Origin of the sequence: Streptomyces corchorusii, from assembly GCF_001514055.1 — a bacterium.
GTDB lineage: Bacteria > Actinomycetota > Actinomycetes > Streptomycetales > Streptomycetaceae > Streptomyces > Streptomyces olivaceoviridis.
Genome location: NZ_KQ948366.1, coordinates 16,809 through 35,040 on the forward strand (window position 1 = coordinate 16,809; position 18,232 = coordinate 35,040).

Annotated in this window: 6 protein-coding genes; 3 read left to right on the top strand and 3 right to left on the bottom strand. The window is 74.0% G+C overall.

Annotated elements, in window-relative coordinates:
• Window positions 1–1,094 precede the first annotated feature (1,094 nt).
• On the bottom strand, window positions 1,095–2,171 hold the full coding sequence (locus tag AQJ11_RS33770; RefSeq protein ID WP_175252026.1) for a response regulator: 1,077 nt from the start codon (window positions 2,169–2,171) through the stop codon (window positions 1,095–1,097).
• Window positions 2,164–2,409 carry a hypothetical protein gene (locus AQJ11_RS33775; protein ID WP_041664831.1) on the bottom strand — a complete coding sequence of 82 codons (246 nt, stop codon included), beginning with the start codon at window positions 2,407–2,409 and terminating at the stop codon, window positions 2,164–2,166. The genes AQJ11_RS33770 and AQJ11_RS33775 overlap by 8 nt, the downstream gene beginning before the upstream one ends.
• Before the next feature lie 175 nt (window positions 2,410–2,584).
• Between AQJ11_RS33775 and AQJ11_RS46895 the strand changes: the two genes are divergently transcribed.
• Window positions 2,585–3,004: a Mu transposase domain-containing protein gene (locus tag AQJ11_RS46895; protein WP_244218472.1), complete on the top strand. Its 420-nt coding sequence runs from the start codon at window positions 2,585–2,587 to the stop codon at window positions 3,002–3,004.
• Between the two features lie 203 nt (window positions 3,005–3,207).
• Here the strand turns inward: AQJ11_RS46895 and AQJ11_RS33785 are convergent, their stop codons facing one another.
• On the bottom strand, window positions 3,208–3,504 hold the full coding sequence (locus AQJ11_RS33785) for a hypothetical protein (protein WP_244218473.1): 297 nt from the start codon (window positions 3,502–3,504) through the stop codon (window positions 3,208–3,210).
• 566 nt (window positions 3,505–4,070) lie between these two features.
• Here AQJ11_RS33785 and AQJ11_RS33790 point away from each other — a divergent pair.
• Complete coding sequence (locus AQJ11_RS33790) at window positions 4,071–8,378, top strand: non-ribosomal peptide synthetase (RefSeq protein ID WP_279616963.1); 4,308 nt, start codon at window positions 4,071–4,073, stop codon at window positions 8,376–8,378.
• Window positions 8,375–18,229, top strand: coding sequence for a non-ribosomal peptide synthetase (locus AQJ11_RS33795; RefSeq protein WP_059265745.1), 9,855 nt, complete (start codon window positions 8,375–8,377; stop codon window positions 18,227–18,229). Before AQJ11_RS33790 ends, AQJ11_RS33795 begins: the two co-directional genes overlap by 4 nt.
• Window positions 18,230–18,232: the final 3 nt, after the last annotated feature.

Below are 18,232 nucleotides of genomic sequence, written 5' to 3' on the forward strand. Positions count from 1 at the left end.
CTGTGCGCCCGCTCCGCTCCCGTGACCCCCGAAGCCTCCGGAAGGATGCGGAAGGGGCTCGGCGGGTGCGTTGCGCACAGGGTGGGGCGTCGGCCTGCCGTGAGCGCGGAGGCGGGGTTGCCCTGGCCGGTCCTCGGGCCGGGCAGGGCCGGGCATGCCCAATGATCTCGGCGGACGCCGTCCGGTTGATCAGCCGAAAGGACGAACCGCGGCGGGGGTCCGGTCAGTCGATCGGTGGAGACCGGGCCGTCGACGAGCAAGCGACGTCTGACGTCTGCGCCTTCGCAGTCCCGGCGACGGCCGGTGACGTCGCGACGTGAGTCGTCCCGCCCCTTTGCCGTTCGGGCGCCGCCGGATCACCCGGCAACGGCACCAGTCGGGCTGCTGGACCAGGGCGGGGCGGCGACCTGGGAGCCGACGTGAAAGCCACTGACCCCTACGGGAATCCAGTGCGAGCACCGCCGCGACGGCCGCGCCGGCTCCGCCGTTGGCACGCCGGACCCCCAGGTTCTTGACGGCACGGCGCGCCGGGTCCACGGCGCCGACGTCGCGGTCAGGACGACCGGGCCGCCACACCGCCAGAGTTCGGCACGCGTATGCCGACCGGTGTCCCGGGAGGTGGGTGTGGCAGCCCTCCAATGTGCACGCGCAGTACGCCCCGGGCCTGGGGCGGCACGTAGGTGGGCCTTGAGGTGGGCGATGGCGGCCGCACGGCCGGCGGCGGTGGACGGCCGGCGGTGGCGGACGGCCGGCGGTGGCGGACGGCTGGCGCTGCTCGGCACATGCGGGACGGCTGCACGCGATGCGCACGCTGCACGCGATGCGCACGGCCGCACCGCCCCGGCCGGCTGCGTTCAGACGCACTGCCCAGCGGCGCTCGTGGCGAGGCACCGCGACGGCCCAACCGCCCGCCACCATCACCGTCGCCTTCCAGGGCCACCACTCACGATTCGTCGACATGGCGCAGACGTGACACCGCCCTCTTCCATGAGCGGGCCGGCGAGCGGTGACCATGCCGGGCGCGCCACGGCGAGCCCGCCCGGTCCCACGCTCTCCTCGCGTACGGGACCAGGCGGTGCTGTGCGTTCGGAGGTCTACTGGCTGTGTCGCTCCAGGTAGATGGAGGTGAATACGGCGACCTTGGCGCGGAGGGCCCATGGGTCGAACGGCTTGCTGATGTAGTCGACGGCGCCGGCTGCGTATCCGCGGGCGGAGTGCTCGGACTCCGTGCCCATGGCGGTGAGGAAGATGATGGGAACGTCCCGCGTTCTCGGGCGGCGTTTGATGTGAGCACAGGTCTCGTAGCCGTCCATCTCCGGCATCTGCACGTCCATGATGATGACGGCGAAGTCGTCGTGGTCGAGTAGGGCCTTGAGCGCTTCCCGGCCCGAGGAGACGGTGACGAGCTCCTGGTCGAGCGTTGCCAAAACCGCGGTCATCGCCAGCAGGTTGTCCGGCTGATCGTCTACGACGAGGATCTTGGGCATGCTCTGCCGCCCCGCCGGCAACACAGTTGCGGTCGTCTTCTCGACTGCCTCCAACTGGCGTTCGAGTAGATCGCAGCGGCCTTCCGCTGCCGCACGCTGAGCTTGCGCCTCCTGGAGAGCAGCCCCAAGTCGCTCGACCTCCCGTTGGAGTGCGTTGCGTTCCTGGACGAGGCTGTAGACATCCGGATGGGCCTCCGCGAGTTCGTCCGCTCGTCTCTGCTCCGCGATGCGGTCAGCCTCCAACTGGTTGAGCCGTGTCTCCAGGTCGGCAATGCGCTGGGTTCGGTCCAGCAGGGCATCACCCAGGACGTCACCGCGGACGCTGGACCGCCGGGACACATGGTCCGCGTCGGCCAGCTGCTGCTCCAGGATTTCCACCGCGTGCTTGGGCGACGAGGCAGCGTCCACGGCCGAGCCGTACAGGCCCCGCACCAACTCGATGGCCTCGGTGGTGACCGCGGTACCGCGATGTTCGGCAACGTCGGTGAAGAGGTCGCTGATCACCTGCCATGGAGGTAACCGGGTGCCGTTCAGGTAACGCGAGACGGTACCCGGATCGAGTCGCCGCCGGGCCGCATAACGACGGACAGACACGTGAAGGCTCTCGAACAACTCGCGCAAAGCCTCGGCCAACGCCCGGGACGCGCCGTTGAGGTCGTCGCCCAGGGGCCGCAGCTCACCCATTGCTCTCCCCTTCGCCCCTGCCGGCACCCACGGCGGCCGACGGCTGGACAGCGCTGTCCTCGGCGGCGATGAGGCGGTTGAAGAACGGCACGGCCAGACCCGCGGCGGCGAGGCCCGCGAGCAGGCTGCGCGCGACGCCTTCCCCGGCGACGGCCGTCAGCCCGCTTGCAGCCGCGCCGGTAAGCAGGGCGAGCAGAAATACGAGAGTCGATCTCAACGACAGCAGCGGACGGTCCACTGTGGGCTCCGTTCATCCAACCCGCTTCCACGCAGCGGGACTTGTCCCCCATCCGACCGATTGCGGATGCAGGAACCAGAATGGATGAAGCGAGGGGTGTTGCAGTCCACGATCCGTAAGCGGGGCCGTACAGACCGCCTGTTGCGCGGGCGTTGCCGCCGCTCGTGTCACAGTCGTGGCCGGTCAAGAGATCGACAGCCGGTCCGTTGCCACAGCGTTGCTCTGCAACGCTGTGGATCTTCAGCAACGTCGGAACTGTGGAGCGGATGAACCGTTCGAGACCGGGCGGGTGTTCACTCCCAGGGCCGACCGCCACAGCCAGATCACCGTCCGCACCAACCGCTACTCGGTGCCTGTCCGCCTGATCGGCAAGCGGGTCCGCGTTGTGTTGCACGCTTCTCACCTGGTGGTTTACGACCGGCGTGGGAAAGTTGCCCGGCATGAGCAGTTGATCGCCAAGGCCGGCTGCCGCCTGGAGCCGGACCACTACCTCGAAGCCCTGATCCGCGAGCCGGGTGCCTTCCTCGGCGCCACCGCTCTCGAACAGGCCGACTCAGCAGGCAAGTTCGAACCAGGCCCGCAAGGTCCAAGGTGAGCGGGACGGCACCCGGGCCCTGATCGAGGTGCTTCTGCTGCTGGGCCGGCGCATCCCGCACGAGCACCTCGTCGCGGGCTGGCTACCGCCTTGCGGGCCGGGGCCCTGACCGCGGACGCGGTCGCGTCGGAGGCCCGCACGTCTGACGGCCTTCTTCCAACCCGCCTCCCTTCGCGGGTGGCGGGGCGCCGACCAGCCGGTCGTCACTGGTTGAAGGCACCCTTCCGCTCCAAGTCGTCCATGAAACGCTCGTGCACCCTCAGCTCACGCCCTCTGCCCGGGCTCGTCAGAACGATGGTCTTCGCCTCCGCGAGCGACGTCGGACCCGCCCCCAGCAGTTCACGCGTGATCACCACGGCATCGAGCACCTCGACCCGCCGCTCACACAGCAGCCGCTGCACGGCGGCCATCCCGTCGTTCCCTGCCAACAGCGGCCGGCACTCATCGACGAGCGCTTCAAGGCGGGCCGTCCTCTCCGGGCTCAGCCCTCTGATCGCCATCGCGCTGTTCCTTCCCTCGCGGATCCGAACTCCTCCCCGATCATCCCGGACGCTCGAACCTCGGACTGCCTTCATTTCTCGGGGACATCAGCGAGCCAGTGGATCACCAACTGCCTCCCGGACTGCCTAACAAACCCCGCTGCTTGAAGTGAACGAAGTCAGTGTCACCGTGAGCGGCGTTGCCTCGGCACCGCCGTGTCCAGCCGGGGAGGCAGCGGGGGTTCGGCGCCGAGGGCTGCGGGGGAGCGATCAGGGCGGCGACGGTCAAATAGTGGCTACTTGACTGTACGGTGCATCCCCTTTTCATGAGATCCGGTTGACCTCGCAGTGGCATGGTTGGTCATGGACCGGGGTAGTGACATGAGTTTCTCATTCTCGTGCCACTCCGGGTGGAATCACAGGCGTCATCAGTTCTGAACGAGTCGGAAATACGTGACCGTTGACATGACCTGATCCATTGATCGATGATCACGGCAGTTGTGCGTTCGGCAAGTTACTCAAGCACTGGCTTTCCCGTTTGCGGGGAGGGCCGTTCACTTCCTTTCACGGGAAGGTCAGGATCAGCGGTGCACAACCCAACCCCCCTTTCATCCCGTTCCCATCCGGCCTCGTACGCCCAGCAGCGCCTGTGGTTTCTCGCCCAACTCCCCGGGGGAGACGTGGCGTACAACGAGACCCTGGCTTTCGAACTCCTCGGCCCCCTCGACCGTGACGCCCTGGCGGGCGCCCTCGACGCCCTGACCCGGCGCCACGAGACGCTCCGCACCCGGCTCGTGGCGGAGGACGGCGAGGTCCGTCAGCACGTCGACCCGCCCGGCGCCGGATTCGCCCTCGCCTTCGAGGACTTGAGCGGCTCTTCCGACCCGGCCGACCGGGTCCTCGCGCTTCAGGAGGCGGAGGCCCGCACCCCGTTCGACCTGGCGGCCGGTCCCCTCGGGCGCGGCCGGCTGGTCATCCTCGGTGCCGAGCGCCATGTCCTGCTGCTGACCTTCCACCACAGCGTCTACGACGGCCGGTCGATGGACGTGATGATGCGCGAACTCGCCGTGCTCTACGAGGCTCTGACCCAGGGCGGCACCACCGACCCGCTGCCCCCGCTGCCGGCCCAGTACGCCGACCACGTCCGGGCCCAGCGCGAGGCCGTACTCGGCGGGGCGCTGCGGGAGCAGGAGACGTACTGGCACGACACCCTCCAGGACGCACCGCCGTCACTGGACCTGCCCACGGACCGCCCGCACCCGCCGGAGCAGAGCTACGACGGCGGACGGGCCTGGTTCGAACTCGACGCGGAGACCACGGCGGCCCTGCGCACGCTGGCCCGACGGCACGGCGCCACCCTCTTCGTGACGGCCCTGACCGGCTGGGCGATCCTCCTGTCGCGGCTCTCCGGGCGCTCTGACATCGTTATCGGAAGCCCGGTGGCCAACCGGCGCGGCCCCGGGGCCGCCGGTCTCATCGGCTTCCTCGTCAACTCCGTGGCCCTGCGCATCGACCTGTCCGGCTCGCCGAGCGCCGCCGAGGCCGTCGCCCGTACCCGCGCGGTCCTGCGGGCCGCCCTGGCCCACCAGGACCTCCCCTTCGAACGGGTCGTGGAACTGGTCAACCCGCCCCGCAGCGCGTCCCGCACACCGCTGGTCCAGACCATGGTCGCCTGGCAGCCCGACCGGCGGGACCTGCTGCGGCTGCCCGGTGTGACGGCGGAGCCCCTGCCCATCCGGGACGCCCCCGCCAAGTTCGACCTCGCGCTGTCCCTGACGGAGTCGGAGGGCCGGGTCGCAGGGCACCTGGACTACGCGACGGCCCTCTACGACGCCACCACCGCCCGGCGCTGGGCGGACCACCTGCGACGCCTGCTCACCGACATGGCCCGCCACCCCGACCGTGAGATCGCTGCACTGGAACTGATGGACGCGGAGGAGCAGCGGGTTCTGCTGGCCGACTGGGACACGACGGGTGCCCTCGTGGCGAGCGGAGAAGCGGCGGACCCGACCCCGGCACCGGCCGCCCAGACGCCGGCCGCCCAGACACCGGCCGCCCAGACGCCGACCGCACCGACACCGCGCGGTCTCGGAGACCGGACGGCCTCCTCGACATCCGACGCCTCGGGGACGCCCGGCGTACCCGCCCCGCCCGGCGTCTCCGCCGTGCCAAGCGCCTCCGCCGTGCCGGCTGCCTCCGGCGCCTCCCGTGCCTCCGCCGCGCCTGGTATCCCCGACGCCTACGACCCCCCTCTCCCCACCCCCGACCCCCCTCTCCTCACCCCCGACATCCCTCTCCCCACCCCCGACCCCTTCCTCTCCACCCCCAACCCCTTCCTCACCGCCCCCGGTCTCGTCCCCCTCTTCGAAGACCAGGTTCGGGTCCGTGGCGAGCGGCCGGCGGTCGTCGCGCCGGGTGGGGAGACGCTGACGTACGCGTCGCTCGACCGCCGTGCCAACCGGCTCGCGCACGCCCTCGTCGCCCGTGCCGTTCGCCCCGGTGACGTGGTGGGGCTGCACGCCGGCCGGTCCGCCGAGCTGGTCGTGGGCATCCTCGGGATTCTGAAGGCGGGTGCCGCCTGGCTGCCGCTCGACCCCGGGCAGCCCCGCGAGCGGCTGGCCGGTATGACCGAGGACGCCGCCTGCCGTGTCGTGCTGAGCGACCGGCCGGCCGGCGACCGCCCGGAGCGGTGGCTGGACCTGGCCGAGACCGAGGCGGAGGGCGCGACCGGGGAGCACCCGCCGCCCGGCATCGGCCACGCGCCCGACCGGCTGGCCTACGTCATCTTCACGTCCGGCTCCACCGGACGTCCCAAGGGCGTGGCGGTCGAACACCGCAGTGTGCTCGCCCTCTTCGCCAACTGGCACGCCCGCATGGGCACCGTGCCCGGCGAGGCCGGCTCCGCCTGGTCCAGCATCGGCTTCGACGCCTCGGTGCACGAACTGCTGCTGCCGCTGACCACCGGTGGTGTGCTCCACATCGTCCCGGAGGAACTGCGCGGTGACCCGGAGGAGTTGCTGGGGTGGATGCGTGAGCACCGCATCGCGCAGGCGTTCCTGCCGCCGGCGTACGTGAAGTGGATCGACGAGGACCCGGCCGGGCGGCTGCGCGGACTGCGGCTGCGCACGCTGCTGACCGGCGTGGAGCCGATCCCGGAGGCGGCCCTGTACCGGATGACCCGGCACCTCCCGGGCCTGCGGGTCTGCTTCGGCTACGGGCCGACCGAGGCCACGCTGTACAGCACCGCCTACTACGATCCCCGGCCGCTGGACCGCCCCTGCCCGATCGGACGGCCGCTGGCCGGCAGCCGCCTGTACGTGCTCGACGCCCGCATGCGGCCCGTCCCGCCCGGCGTGGTCGGCGAGGTCTACCTGGGGGGCGCCTGCCTCGCCCGGGGGTACCTCAACCGTCCCGACCTCACGAAGGAACGTTTCCTTCCGGACCCGTTCGTCCCCGGTGAACGCATCTACCGCACCGGAGACCTCGCCCGCCGCCTCCCGGACGGCAACGCCCACTACGCGGGGCGCGCGGACGACCAGATCAAGCTGCGCGGGTTCCGTATCGAGCCGGGTGAGGTGGAGGCGGCGCTCACTGCCCTGCCCGGCGTCCGTGAGGCCGTGGTCCTCGCCGACCGCGACCCGGCCGGACAGCCCCGGCTGGTCGCCGGGATCGGCAGGGGTACCGCCGCCGTCCGCACCGCGCACGAGTGGCGGACGGCCCTGTCCCAGCGGCTGCCCGACTACATGATCCCGGCCGTCTTCCTCGACCTGCCCGCCCTCCCGCTGAACCGCAGCGGCAAACTCGACCGCCCGGCGTTGTTGCGCCTGGCCGGCGAGCAGGGCACCAGCCGGGTGAACACGGCCAGCCCCCGGGACGGCGTAGAGCACCGCCTGTACCGGATCTGGCAGGACATCCTGCTCCACCCCGAGATAGGCATCGGCGACAACTTCTTCGACATCGGCGGCACTTCGCTGTCGGCCATCAAGATGGCGCACGCCGTCACCGAGGCGTTCGGCCGGCCGCTGCCGGTCGCGGAGGTCATGCTGCATCCCACGATCGAGGCGCTCGGCGGACGCCTGCGCGGGCACGGCACGGCCCGGGAGACGGGCAGCGTCATCGAGTTCCGGGCGGGCACCGGCCCCCGGGTGATCTGCGTCCACCCGGCCGGTGGCACCGCCTTCTGCTACCTGCCGCTCGCCCGGCACCTGCCCGAGGGCGTCGGCCTGTCCGGCATCCAGTCACCGGGGGTGAATCCCGGCGAGGAGGTGCTGCCGACGGTCGCGGCGATGGCGGAAACGTATCTGCGGTTGCTGGAGCCGCTGGGGGCCGGTCCCTTGGTACTGACCGGCCTGTCCTACGGCGGACTCGTCGCGCACGCGATGGGACGCCTGCTGACCCGGGCCGGGCGCGATGACGTCAGCGTGGTCCTGCTCGACACACAGGCCACCGACGACCCGGCCGCCCGCGCCGGCATCACCCCGGTGGACTTCGACGAGTTCCGCGACAAGCTGGTGAGGTTCAACGGGATGTACCCCGGCATCGACGACGCCCAGATCGAGCGGTACTTCCGCATCTACAACCACAACCGGCTGACCGCCCGCGACCACGACCCGGCCACGTCCCCGGCCCGTCTGGTCCTCGCCCAGGCCGTCCCGGGCGGCGTGGACACCGCCGAGCACGCGCAGGTCCGCGACTTCTGGCAGCGGCGCGCAGCCGGCGGCTTCCGGGTGGAGACGCTGGACTGCGACCACTGGGAGGTGCTGGAGGCTCCGCACCTCTCCCGTGTCGCGGACCTGCTCACCGCGGAACTCCGCCACCACGGCGCCCCCTTGCCCGGCCCGACGCCCACGACGCGCCCGGTGGCCGTGGCCGGCTTCGGCGGGGAGGCACGATGAACACCGACTCCACCCGGAACGGCTCCGGCGGCGCCGAGCGCGGCCGCACCGACGCCGCCCACGCCGGGGCGCCCGCCACCCCGGCCGCTGCCGCGCCGACCCCCTCCACCCTCGCCGATGCGGTGCTCGTCCAGGCCCACCGTACGCCGGACCTGCCCGCTGTCGAGGACGGGAGCGTGGTCCTCGACTACGCGGGGCTGGAGCGGGCCAGCGGCCGGGTCGCCGGCCGGCTGCGCGGGGCGGGAGTACGGCCCGGTGACGCGGTCGCCGTGTGCCTGCCCAGATCGTGGCGGCTGGTGTGCGTCATGCTCGGCATCCGCCGCCTCGGCGCGACCGTCGTCCCGCTCGACCGGCTCAGCCCGCCGGAGCGGCAACGGCACATCCTCACCGACGCGCAGGTGGTGGCCGTCGTACAGGACGACGCTGGCGCCGGCACGCACCCGCCCGCTGCGCCCACCGGCGTCCGCGCGCTGGAGGCGGCCGAGCTGGTCGGCGACGACGAGCAGGTCACAAGCCCGCATCCGCCGGCCGGCTCCTCACCCGCACCGCACCAGTCGGTCGGCGCCCCGGCCGGCCCCGGCCCTTCCGCCACCGCCGCACCGGCCACCGACCCCCCGGCCGGCACCCCGTCCCCGTCTCCCGTGGCCTTCCTCTTCTACACCTCGGGCACCACCGGTCGCCCCAAGGGTGTCGAGGTGACCGACGCGGGTGTGCGGCGGCTGGCCGAGGCGGGATACATCGGGCTCGGGGCCGGGCTCCGGTACGGCTGCCTGGCCAACCCGGCGTTCGACGCGATCAGCTTCGAGGTGTGGGTGCCGTTGCTCACCGGCGGGACCTGTGTCGTACTGGGGGAGCGGGCGGTGCACGATCCCCGGCGGCTGGCAGCCGAGCTGCGGAACCGCCGCGTCGACACCCTCTTCGTCACGACCGCGCTGTTCAACGCCGTCGTCGAGAAGGTGCCCGACTGCTTCGCCGCCGCCCGGCAGGTGCTCATCGGCGGGGAACAGCTCAACGCCCTTCTGATCCGCCGCTGGTACGAGGCCAACCCCGGCTCCGGCACCGTACTGCACAACGCGTACGGGCCGACCGAGGCGACCACCTTCGCGCTGTGCCACGCCATCCCGAGGGACTTCACCGGCGACCTGGTGCCCGTCGGCACCGCCCTGCCCGGCACCGGCGTCACCGTGCGCACCGCCGACGGACGCACCGCCGAACCCGGTGAGGTCGCCGAACTCCTGCTGTCCGGCCCCGCGTTGGCCCTCGGCTACCGCAACCTCCCGGAGGAGACCGCGCGGCGCTTCGTACGGCTGGCCGGCCCGGACGGCGTCGAGCGGCGCTGGTACCGGACCGGGGACCTGGTACGGCAGGACGGCGACGGCCGCGTCACCTACGTCGGCCGGGCCGACCGGCAGGTCAAGGTGCGCGGCTTCCGCATCGAGCCCGGCGAGGTGGAACGCCGCATCCTGGCCCACCCCGCCGTCCGCCAGGCGTACGTGTGCACCCGGCGCGACGACGACGGCCGCAACGAACTCCTCGCCTTCCTGGTGCCGGCGCAGCAGCTCTCCGAGGACGCCTACGACGCGTACGACCGGCACCTCGCCGCCGCGCTGCCCCCCTACATGCGCCCCCACCACACCCACCTGGTGGACGCCCTGCCCCGGACCGCCAACGGCAAGGTGGACCATGCCGCCCTGCTGGCCGGTGCCGGGGAGCCGTGGCGCGGTCGGGTCCGGGACGCCGTACCCGTCACGGCCGCCCAGCGGCGCCTGCTGGATCTCGCCGAGGAGGTGCTGGGGGTCACCGGACTGCGCCCGGAGGACCGTTGGATACCCAGTGGCGGTGACTCGCTGAAGGCCCTGCGGCTGCGGTTCGAGATCCAGCGGCGCTTCGCCGTCGACCTTCCGCAGGAACTGGTGCTGCGGGGCGACTTCACCGCCCTGGCCGACGCCGTACGGCATCCCGGCGCGTCCGCCGGCGACCATCCGCCCGTGCCGGCGCCCACCGGCGAGCCCACCGCGCCGGCCACCGGCGAACAGGAACGGCTGTGGCTGCTGCACCAGCGCGATCCCCTGGACGCCTCGTACGACGTGCCGCTCGCCTTCGAGGTGCGCGGCCCGGTCGACACCCGGGCCCTGCGCGCCGCCGTCCGGGCGCTGGTCGAACGGCATCCGGCGCTGCGCACCCGGCTCGTGCCCACCGCGCAGGGACTGCGGCAGCACGTCGACGCGCCCTACGATCCCTGGGAGCCCGACGCCCGCGAACCGTTCGACACCCGGCCCGGGGAGCCCTGGCAGGACGCCGCCGACCGGTTCTTCGCCCGCCGTTTCGACCTGCGCGACAGCCGGATGCTGCGGGCCGCCTGGCTGCCCGGGGAAGACGGCGGCACCCTGCTGCTGCACCTGCACCACATCGCCGTGGACGGCTGGTCGCTGAACATCCTCTTCCGCGATCTCACGGCCGCCTGCGCCGGCGGGGAGGAGCAGCCGGACCCGGCCGCCGTGACCCCGCTGGAGTTCGCGCACTGGCAGCGGGCCTGGCACGCGAGCCCCGCCTACGGGCGCCGCCGCTCCCGGCTGCGCGACCACCACCACGGCCACGACGAGCCGTCACCGGCCCTGGACACCGCCGGACTGGGCGACCGCCCGGCCGCCCGGCTGCTGCACACCACCCTGGACACCGGACGCCGGGCCGCGCTGGACCGGGTGGCCGCCGAGCGCGGCATGACCAGGTTCGAGCTGCTGCTGCCCGCCTTCGCCTGGGCGCTGTACGGCGTGACCGGCCAGTCCCGCCCGCTGATCGCCGCACCCGTGGCGGGCCGGCACCGGCCGGAGTTCGAGAGTTGCGTCGGCATGTTCGCCAACACCGTGCTCGTGCCGTCGCACCTGGAGCCGCACACCCCGCTCGGCGACCAGCTCCGCCGGCACGCCGCCTCGGTGCGCGCGGTGCTGGACGGGCAAGACGTCGCCCTCGCCGACGTACTGGCGGACCAGGTCTTCCACGCGCGCAGGCCGCTGTTCGACTTCCTGTTCGTGCTGGAGAACACCGAGTTCGACGCGTTCCGGGTGCCGGGCTGCCAGGTGCGGCCGGTGTGGCCGAGTCCGCTGGGCGCCAAGTGCGCGCTGACCCTGTCGGTGGTGGAGCACGAGTCCGGGTTCGACTGCCTGTGGGAGTACCGCGACGACATCGGCGCCGAACGGGCCGAGGCCGCGGCCCGGCTCTTCCGTGCGGCGGTCGACCGGCTCGCCGACGGCGCGGACACCACCCTGCACGACCTGGTCGCCCCCTATCGGCGCGGCCTGCCCGAGACCGGCCGGGGCCCCGAGCCCGCCGCCGGCTTCACCACCGTCGCCGAGGGCTTCGCCGAGCAGGTCCGGCGCACCCCCGGCGCCCCGGCCGTCTCCGCCGGCGGCACCACGCTGACGTACGCCGAACTCGACGCGCACGCGGCGGCCCTGGCCGCCGACCTGGCCGCCCGCCACGACCTGCCCGACGACCCCGCCGCCCCGGCCGCCGTCGCCCTGTACCTGCCGCCCTCGCCAGAGCACGTGGTGGCCCTGCTGGCCGCCGCCCGCCTCAACCTCACCGTCGTACCGCTCGACCCGGCCTATCCGCGTTCCCTGCTGCGGCACGTCCTCGACCAGGTCGACCCGGTGTGCGTCCTCGTCGCACCCGGGCGCGCCGCCGACCTCGACCCGATCGCACCGCCCCGGCTGGCACGCCACACCATTGCGCTGTCCGGCACTCCGGCGCCGGTACCCGGCGCGCCCGCGCCGGCCCACGCGGGCCGCCGTCCGCTGTACACGCTGTTCACCTCGGGCTCCACCGGCACCCCCAAGGGCGTCCAGGTGTACGACCGGACCCTGTGCAACCTGCTGCACTGGCAGCGCGGGCCCGGCGGCCTGTCCCGTCCGGCCGTCACCCAGCAGTTCTCGATGCTGTCCTTCGACGTCTCCTTCCAGGAGATCCTCACCACCCTCTGCGCGGGCGGCCTGCTCCGCATCGTGGACCCCGCGTGGCGGCACGACATGCCCGCCCTGCTGGAGCAGCTGGAGACGGGGGGAGCGGAGCGGATCTTCCTGCCGTACGTGGCGCTCCAACTGCTCGCCGAGCACGGCGTGCGCACGGGCCGCCACCCCTCGCGGCTGCGGGAAGTGATCACCGCCGGCGAGCAGTTGGTGTGCACCGACGCCATCCGCGGCTGGTTCGCCGGCCTGCCCGGAGCCCGTCTGTTCAACCACTACGGCCCGACGGAGACCCATGTCGTCAGCGGTCTGTGCCTGGACGGCGACCCGGCCGCGTGGCCGGTGCGTCCCGCCATCGGCCGGCCGGTCGCGGGTGCCGTGCTCCGGGTGGTCGACGAGGGCGGCCACCCCGTCCCGCCCGGCGCCACCGGACACCTGCTGATCGGCGGGCTCATGGCCGGGCGCTGCTACCTCGGCGACACCGGCCTGAACCGCACCCGTTTCACCGACGACCCCGAGCTGGGCACCTTCTACCGCAGCGGTGATCTGGCCCGCTTCGACGCGCAGGGCCTGCTGCACTACGCAGGCCGCGAGGACACCCAGGTCAAACTCAGCGGCCACCGGCTGGAACTGGGCCAGGTCGAGGCCGCGCTGCTGGAGCACCCGGGGATCACCAACGCGGTGGCGGCCGTCGTGGACGGAGCCCTGGTGGCCTGCCTCCAGTGCCAGGACGACGACCCCGACCCCGATCTGGCGGACCTGACGCGTCACCTGGCCGAACGGCTGCCCGCCCACGCGCGCGTGGCCCGGTTCCGGCGGCTGACCGCGCTGCCGCGCACCCCGAGCGGGAAACTGGACCGCCGGGCGGCCGTCAGCGCTCCCGGCCACGACCTGACCCCCCGCGGCGGCGCCACCCCGAAGACCCCTCCGGCCGCGCTGGAGGAACGGCTCGCCACCCTGTTCGCGGACGCCACCGGCAAGACGGTCGACGTCCGGCAGCGGTTCTTCGACGCCGGTGCCACCAGCCTGGACCTGATGCGCTTCCACCTGCGCTGCGCGGGCGAGGGCGACCTCCCCTTCGACGTGCCCGACCTCTTCGAACACGTCACGATCAGGGAACTGGCCCACGCCGTGGAGTCCCGCAGGGGGCCCGTGGCACCGCCGGCGGCACGGCGGACGGCCGGAGCCGCCGCCGTGCGCAGCGCGTCCGACGGTGACGCGGGCGTGTACACCCCCGGCCGCCCGGAGCCCATCGCCGTCATAGGCATGGCCGTGCGGCTGCCGGGCGCCCCCGACCTGGCCGCCTTCTGGGACCTGGTCACCTCGGGCGGACGCGGCATCGAGCACTTCCCCGCGGCCGACGGCCGGGTCGGCGCCCGCAGCCAGCTCGACGGGCCGCTGTCCTTCGACCCGGCGCGGTTCGGCATCAGCCCGGCCGAGGCCCGTCTGATGGACCCGCAGCAGCGGCACCTCCTGATGAGCTGCGTGGAGGCGCTCGCGCACGCCGGGCTCGCCGACGCCGCGGCGCGGCGCGTGGGCATCGTGGCCGCCTGCGGCGAGGACACCTACGGCCGGCGCATGCTCCACGAGGCCGACCCGGCCGCCCTGCCCGACTCGTTCCGGCTGGCCCTGCACCACGAGAAGGACTTCCTGGCCACCAAGGCCGCCTACCACCTGGGCCTGACCGGCCCCGCCTTCAGCGTGCAGTCCGCCTGCTCCAGCTCGCTCGTCGCCGTGCACGTCGCCGCCGGGCTGCTGCGGCAGGGCGACGCCGACGTGATGCTCGCCGGCGGTGTCCTCGTGGACCCGGACCTGACCGACGGCTACACCTACCGGCCGCAGCACATCTTCTCCCCGGACGGGCACTGCCGGCCCTTCAGCGCGGACGCCGCGGGCACCGTCGGCGGCAGCGGGGTCGGCGTCGTCGTCCTCAAGCCGCTCTCCCTGGCACGCCGGGACGGCGACACCGTCTACGCCGTCGTCACCGGCTCGGCCGTCAACAACGACGGCGCCCGCAAGCTGGGGTACAGCGCCCCGTCGGTACCCGGCCAGCGTGAGGCCATCGAGACGGCCGTACGACGCGCCGGACGCGGCGGCGGCGACCTCGGCTACGTGGAGGCGCACGGCACCGGCACCCGGCTGGGAGACCCGGTGGAGGCCGCCGCCCTGCGCCAGGCGTACGGCCTCGGGGACGGGGCACGGCTCGCGCTGTCCTCGGTCAAGAGCCAGATCGGGCACCTCGGTGCCGCGGCCGGCGTGGTCGGACTGGTCCGCGCCGTGCTCGCCGCGCACCACGGGATCGTCCCGCCCACCGTGGACTTCGACCGGCTGGGCCCCGAGCTGGAGGGCGGGCCGTTCCGCGTGCCCACCGGGGCCGAGCTCTGGCCGGTGCCGGGTCCGCGCGTGGCCGCGGTGAGCAGTTTCGGCATCGGCGGGACCAACGCGCACGTGCTGCTGGAGGCACCGGACGGGACGAGCGGCGCGGGCGCCGAGGCCGTTCCCGTGGTGCCCTGTCTGCTGCTCTCCGCCGGCAGCCCGGAGGCGCTGCGCGCGGACGGCCGCCGTATCGCCGACCACCTGACCGCACACCCCGAGCACTATCCCCGGGTGCTGCGCCACCTCCAGGCGGGCCGCCCCGCACTCGCCCACCGGGCCGCCGCGGTCTGCCCCGACGTGGAGTCGGCCGTGTCCTGGCTGCGCTCGCTCACGCCCACCCGTCCGCCGGCGTCCGACGTCCACGTCGTCGCCGAGCACCACGACCCGCGGGAACTGGCCGACGCCTGGACGGCGGGCCACCCCATCGCCTGGCCCCCGGGCCCGGCACCGGCCCCGTGGAACTTCCCTCCGCCCGCCTTCGACCTGGCCGAGTACGACTTCCCGGGCCGGGCCGTGGCACCGGGCGGCCAGGGGACCGGCGGCGTCGGTCACGAACGGGCGCGTGCGGCCGGCCGGGAGGGCGCGCGGGGCATCGGCCACGGGGCCGGGTACGGGGATGCGGCTGCGGTCGACGCCGGTGCCGGTGCCGGTGCCGGTGCTGGTGCTGGTGCCGTTGCTGGTGCGGGCGTCGGTGTCGGGTGGCCCGCCCGGCTTCCCGCCGACCGCTGGTTGCACCAGCCGCTGTGGGTACGGCTGCGCAGGGCCCGGGCGCACTCGGGCGAGGGTGCCGCAGCGCGCCGTACCGCCGTGGTCGTCGTACCGCCCGGCGCCGGGTCCGGGGCGTGGCGGGAGCTGGAGCGGCACTACGCGCGGGTGGTCCTGGTGCGGGCCGGTGACACGTTCGTGCGCCGGGACGGCACCGCCTACGAGGCCGACCCGGCCGATCCCGCCCAGCTCGCGGCGCTGCTCGCCGAGGTGACCCCGGCCGACGGGGCCGGTGTGGACTGGCTGCACGCGCTGCCGCTCGCCGTCCGCGGTGAGGTCGGCCGGCGCTCCCTGGAGACCGCCCGGTGGGCGTGCCTGGACACGGTGGCGGCCCTGTGCCGGGCCCTGGCGGACGTCCCCGCCGCGCGGCGGCCCCGCGTGTGGCTGCTGTCGTACGGGGCACAGCCGGTCACCGGCGAGGTGGCCCGCCCCGAGGCCGGCCTGCTTACGGCGGCGGTCCGGGTGCCCCGTCAGGAGCTGGGGCTGTCCCTGCGCTGGGCCGACCTGCCGGGTCCCGAACCGGCCGACTGGGCGTGGTGTCTGCCGGATCTGACGGACCTGACGGACCTGCCCGACCCCCCGGGCGAGGAGCGGGACGGGGGCGCGGTGCGGTCCGAGCCGGAGCTCGCCCTGCGGGGCGGGTACTGGTGGCGGCGCACCGTGCAGGCGGTCCCCGTGCCGGTCGCGGGCGCCTCCCGTCCGCGCCCCGGCCGCACCGGAACCCATCTCGTCCTGGGCGGCACCGGGGGCATCGGCAGCACCATCGCCGTCGACCTGCTGCGGCGGTCGGCCGGCAACCGGGTGGTCCTGGTCGGACGCCGGCCCGGCCTTCCCGCGGTGCTGGCGCCGTGGGCCGACCGGATCACCATGGTGCGGGCGGACCTCGCCGAGGAGGCACCGGAACCGGTCGCCGACCGGCTCGCACCCCATCTCGACGGGCTCGTCGGCATCGTGCACGCCGTGGGCATCGCCGCCGGCGGACTGCTCGTACGCCGTGACCGGGCGAAAGCCCGTCCGCGTACGGCGGCGAAACTGGGCGCCGCCCTGCTCACCGAGCGCCTGATCGCCGCGTACCGGCCCGACCACGTCGTCTACTGCTCGTCCATGTCGGCCCGGTTCGGTGGCGTCGGCCTGTTCGACTACGCGGCGGCGAACGGCCTCCTGGACGCCTTCGCCCACTACGCGCCCGGCACCGGCGCCGACCGCACCACCCGGGTGTCGATCGGCTGGGACGCCTGGCGGGAGGCGGGCATGGCATGGGACGTACACGCCCCGGACGCCCGGCACAAGCACCACCTCGCCGTCGCCCTCACCCCGGAAGAAGGCGCGGCCGTCTTCGGACAGGCGCTGGAGCTGGGGCTGCCGCACCTGTTGGTGAACACGACGCCGCTGTCCGAGGCGGGCGTCTTCTACGGGCCGGGAGCCGCCGCACCGCGGAGGAGGACCGCCCCGGAGTCCCCGGCCCCGGAACAGGCCAACCCACCGGTTCCGGCACCGGCGCACGCGCGGGAAAGGACACACGCACCGGTCCCGGCTCCGATTCCGGCTTCGACCCCGGTGCCGGCACCAGCACCGGCACCGGCGCACGCCCAGGAAACGACACACCCACCGGCCCCGGCCCCGGCTGCGCCCCCGGCGCACCCATCGGCTCCGGCACCCGCTCCCGTACGGACCCCTCCGGCCGTGGCCGTCCCCTCCGCCGATCCCCTCCGCGACCTCACCGCCGCCACGGCCCACTTGCTCGGTCTCCCGGGAGTCGACCCCGACAGCTCCCTCTACGACCTCGGTGCCGACTCGCTCACCCTGCTCGACCTCCTGGACGAGGTGAACCGGCGGTTCGGTGCCGACCTCGACCTGTCCCGGCTCAGTCACCGCGTCACCCTCACGGAGATCGCCGGTCATCTGCGCACCGGGGCCCAGCCGGCGCCCGGCGGCACGGCGGTGCCGGTGGACGTCGAGGTGTGGCAGCGCGGCACCGGCCCGGACGTGCTGTGCCTGGTGCATCCCGTCGGCGGCGACATCCAGGCGTACCGTCCACTGGTATCGGCGCTGCCGCCGGGGCTGACCGTATGCCTGATCCCCGACCCGGCGCTGCGCGACCCGGACCGGCCCGCCTGGTCGGTCGACGAGCGCGCCGCTCACTATCTGGCGGCCGTCCGCGCCGCGTTCCCGCCCACCGCCCACCGGCTGCGCCTGGCCGGCTGGTCCTTCGGGGCCTGGACCGCGCTGTCGATGGCCGCCCTCGCCGAGGCGGACGGCGACCCGGTACCCGGCCTGTACCTGCTGGACCCGCCACCGCCCGACGCCGGACCGCGGCTGGCCGCCTACGACGAGCGGCAGGTGGAAGCCGTCTTCGCGCGCGAACTGGCGGGCAACCGGGCGGGACCGCTGACCGAGCGGGGCCGCGGTCACGCGGAGCGCCTGGCCCACTGCTGCCGGGCCAATCTGGCGGCCATGGCCGGGCACCGGCCGCCACGGCTGACCCGTACGCCGGCCGTCCTGTGGCTGGCCGGGCGGCCCGTGCCGGACGCGCATGCCCTCGCCCCGGAGCCCGCCGCGGCGGCGCGCTGGCGCGGCCACCTGCCGCCGTCCGCCCGCGTGCTGCGCGTCGACACGGACCACTACGGGCTGGTCGCCCCGCCCCGGGCCGCCGGGATCGCGTCCGTCATCGGCGCGGACCTCGCCCCGCACGGCCGGACCCGGGAGCCGTCCCACCCGCCCGTCCCCGCCGAGTCCCGCCCGCTGTAGCCG

Excerpts from the sequence above, each read along its gene's own strand:
- AQJ11_RS33785 (WP_244218473.1), bottom strand. The coding sequence starts at position 3,504 with ATGGCGATCAGAGGGCTGAGCCCGGAGAGGACGGCCCGCCTTGAAGCG.
- AQJ11_RS33770 (WP_175252026.1), bottom strand. The coding sequence starts at position 2,171 with ATGGGTGAGCTGCGGCCCCTGGGCGACGACCTCAACGGCGCGTCCCGG.
- AQJ11_RS33795 (WP_059265745.1), top strand. The coding sequence starts at position 8,375 with ATGAACACCGACTCCACCCGGAACGGCTCCGGCGGCGCCGAGCGCGGC.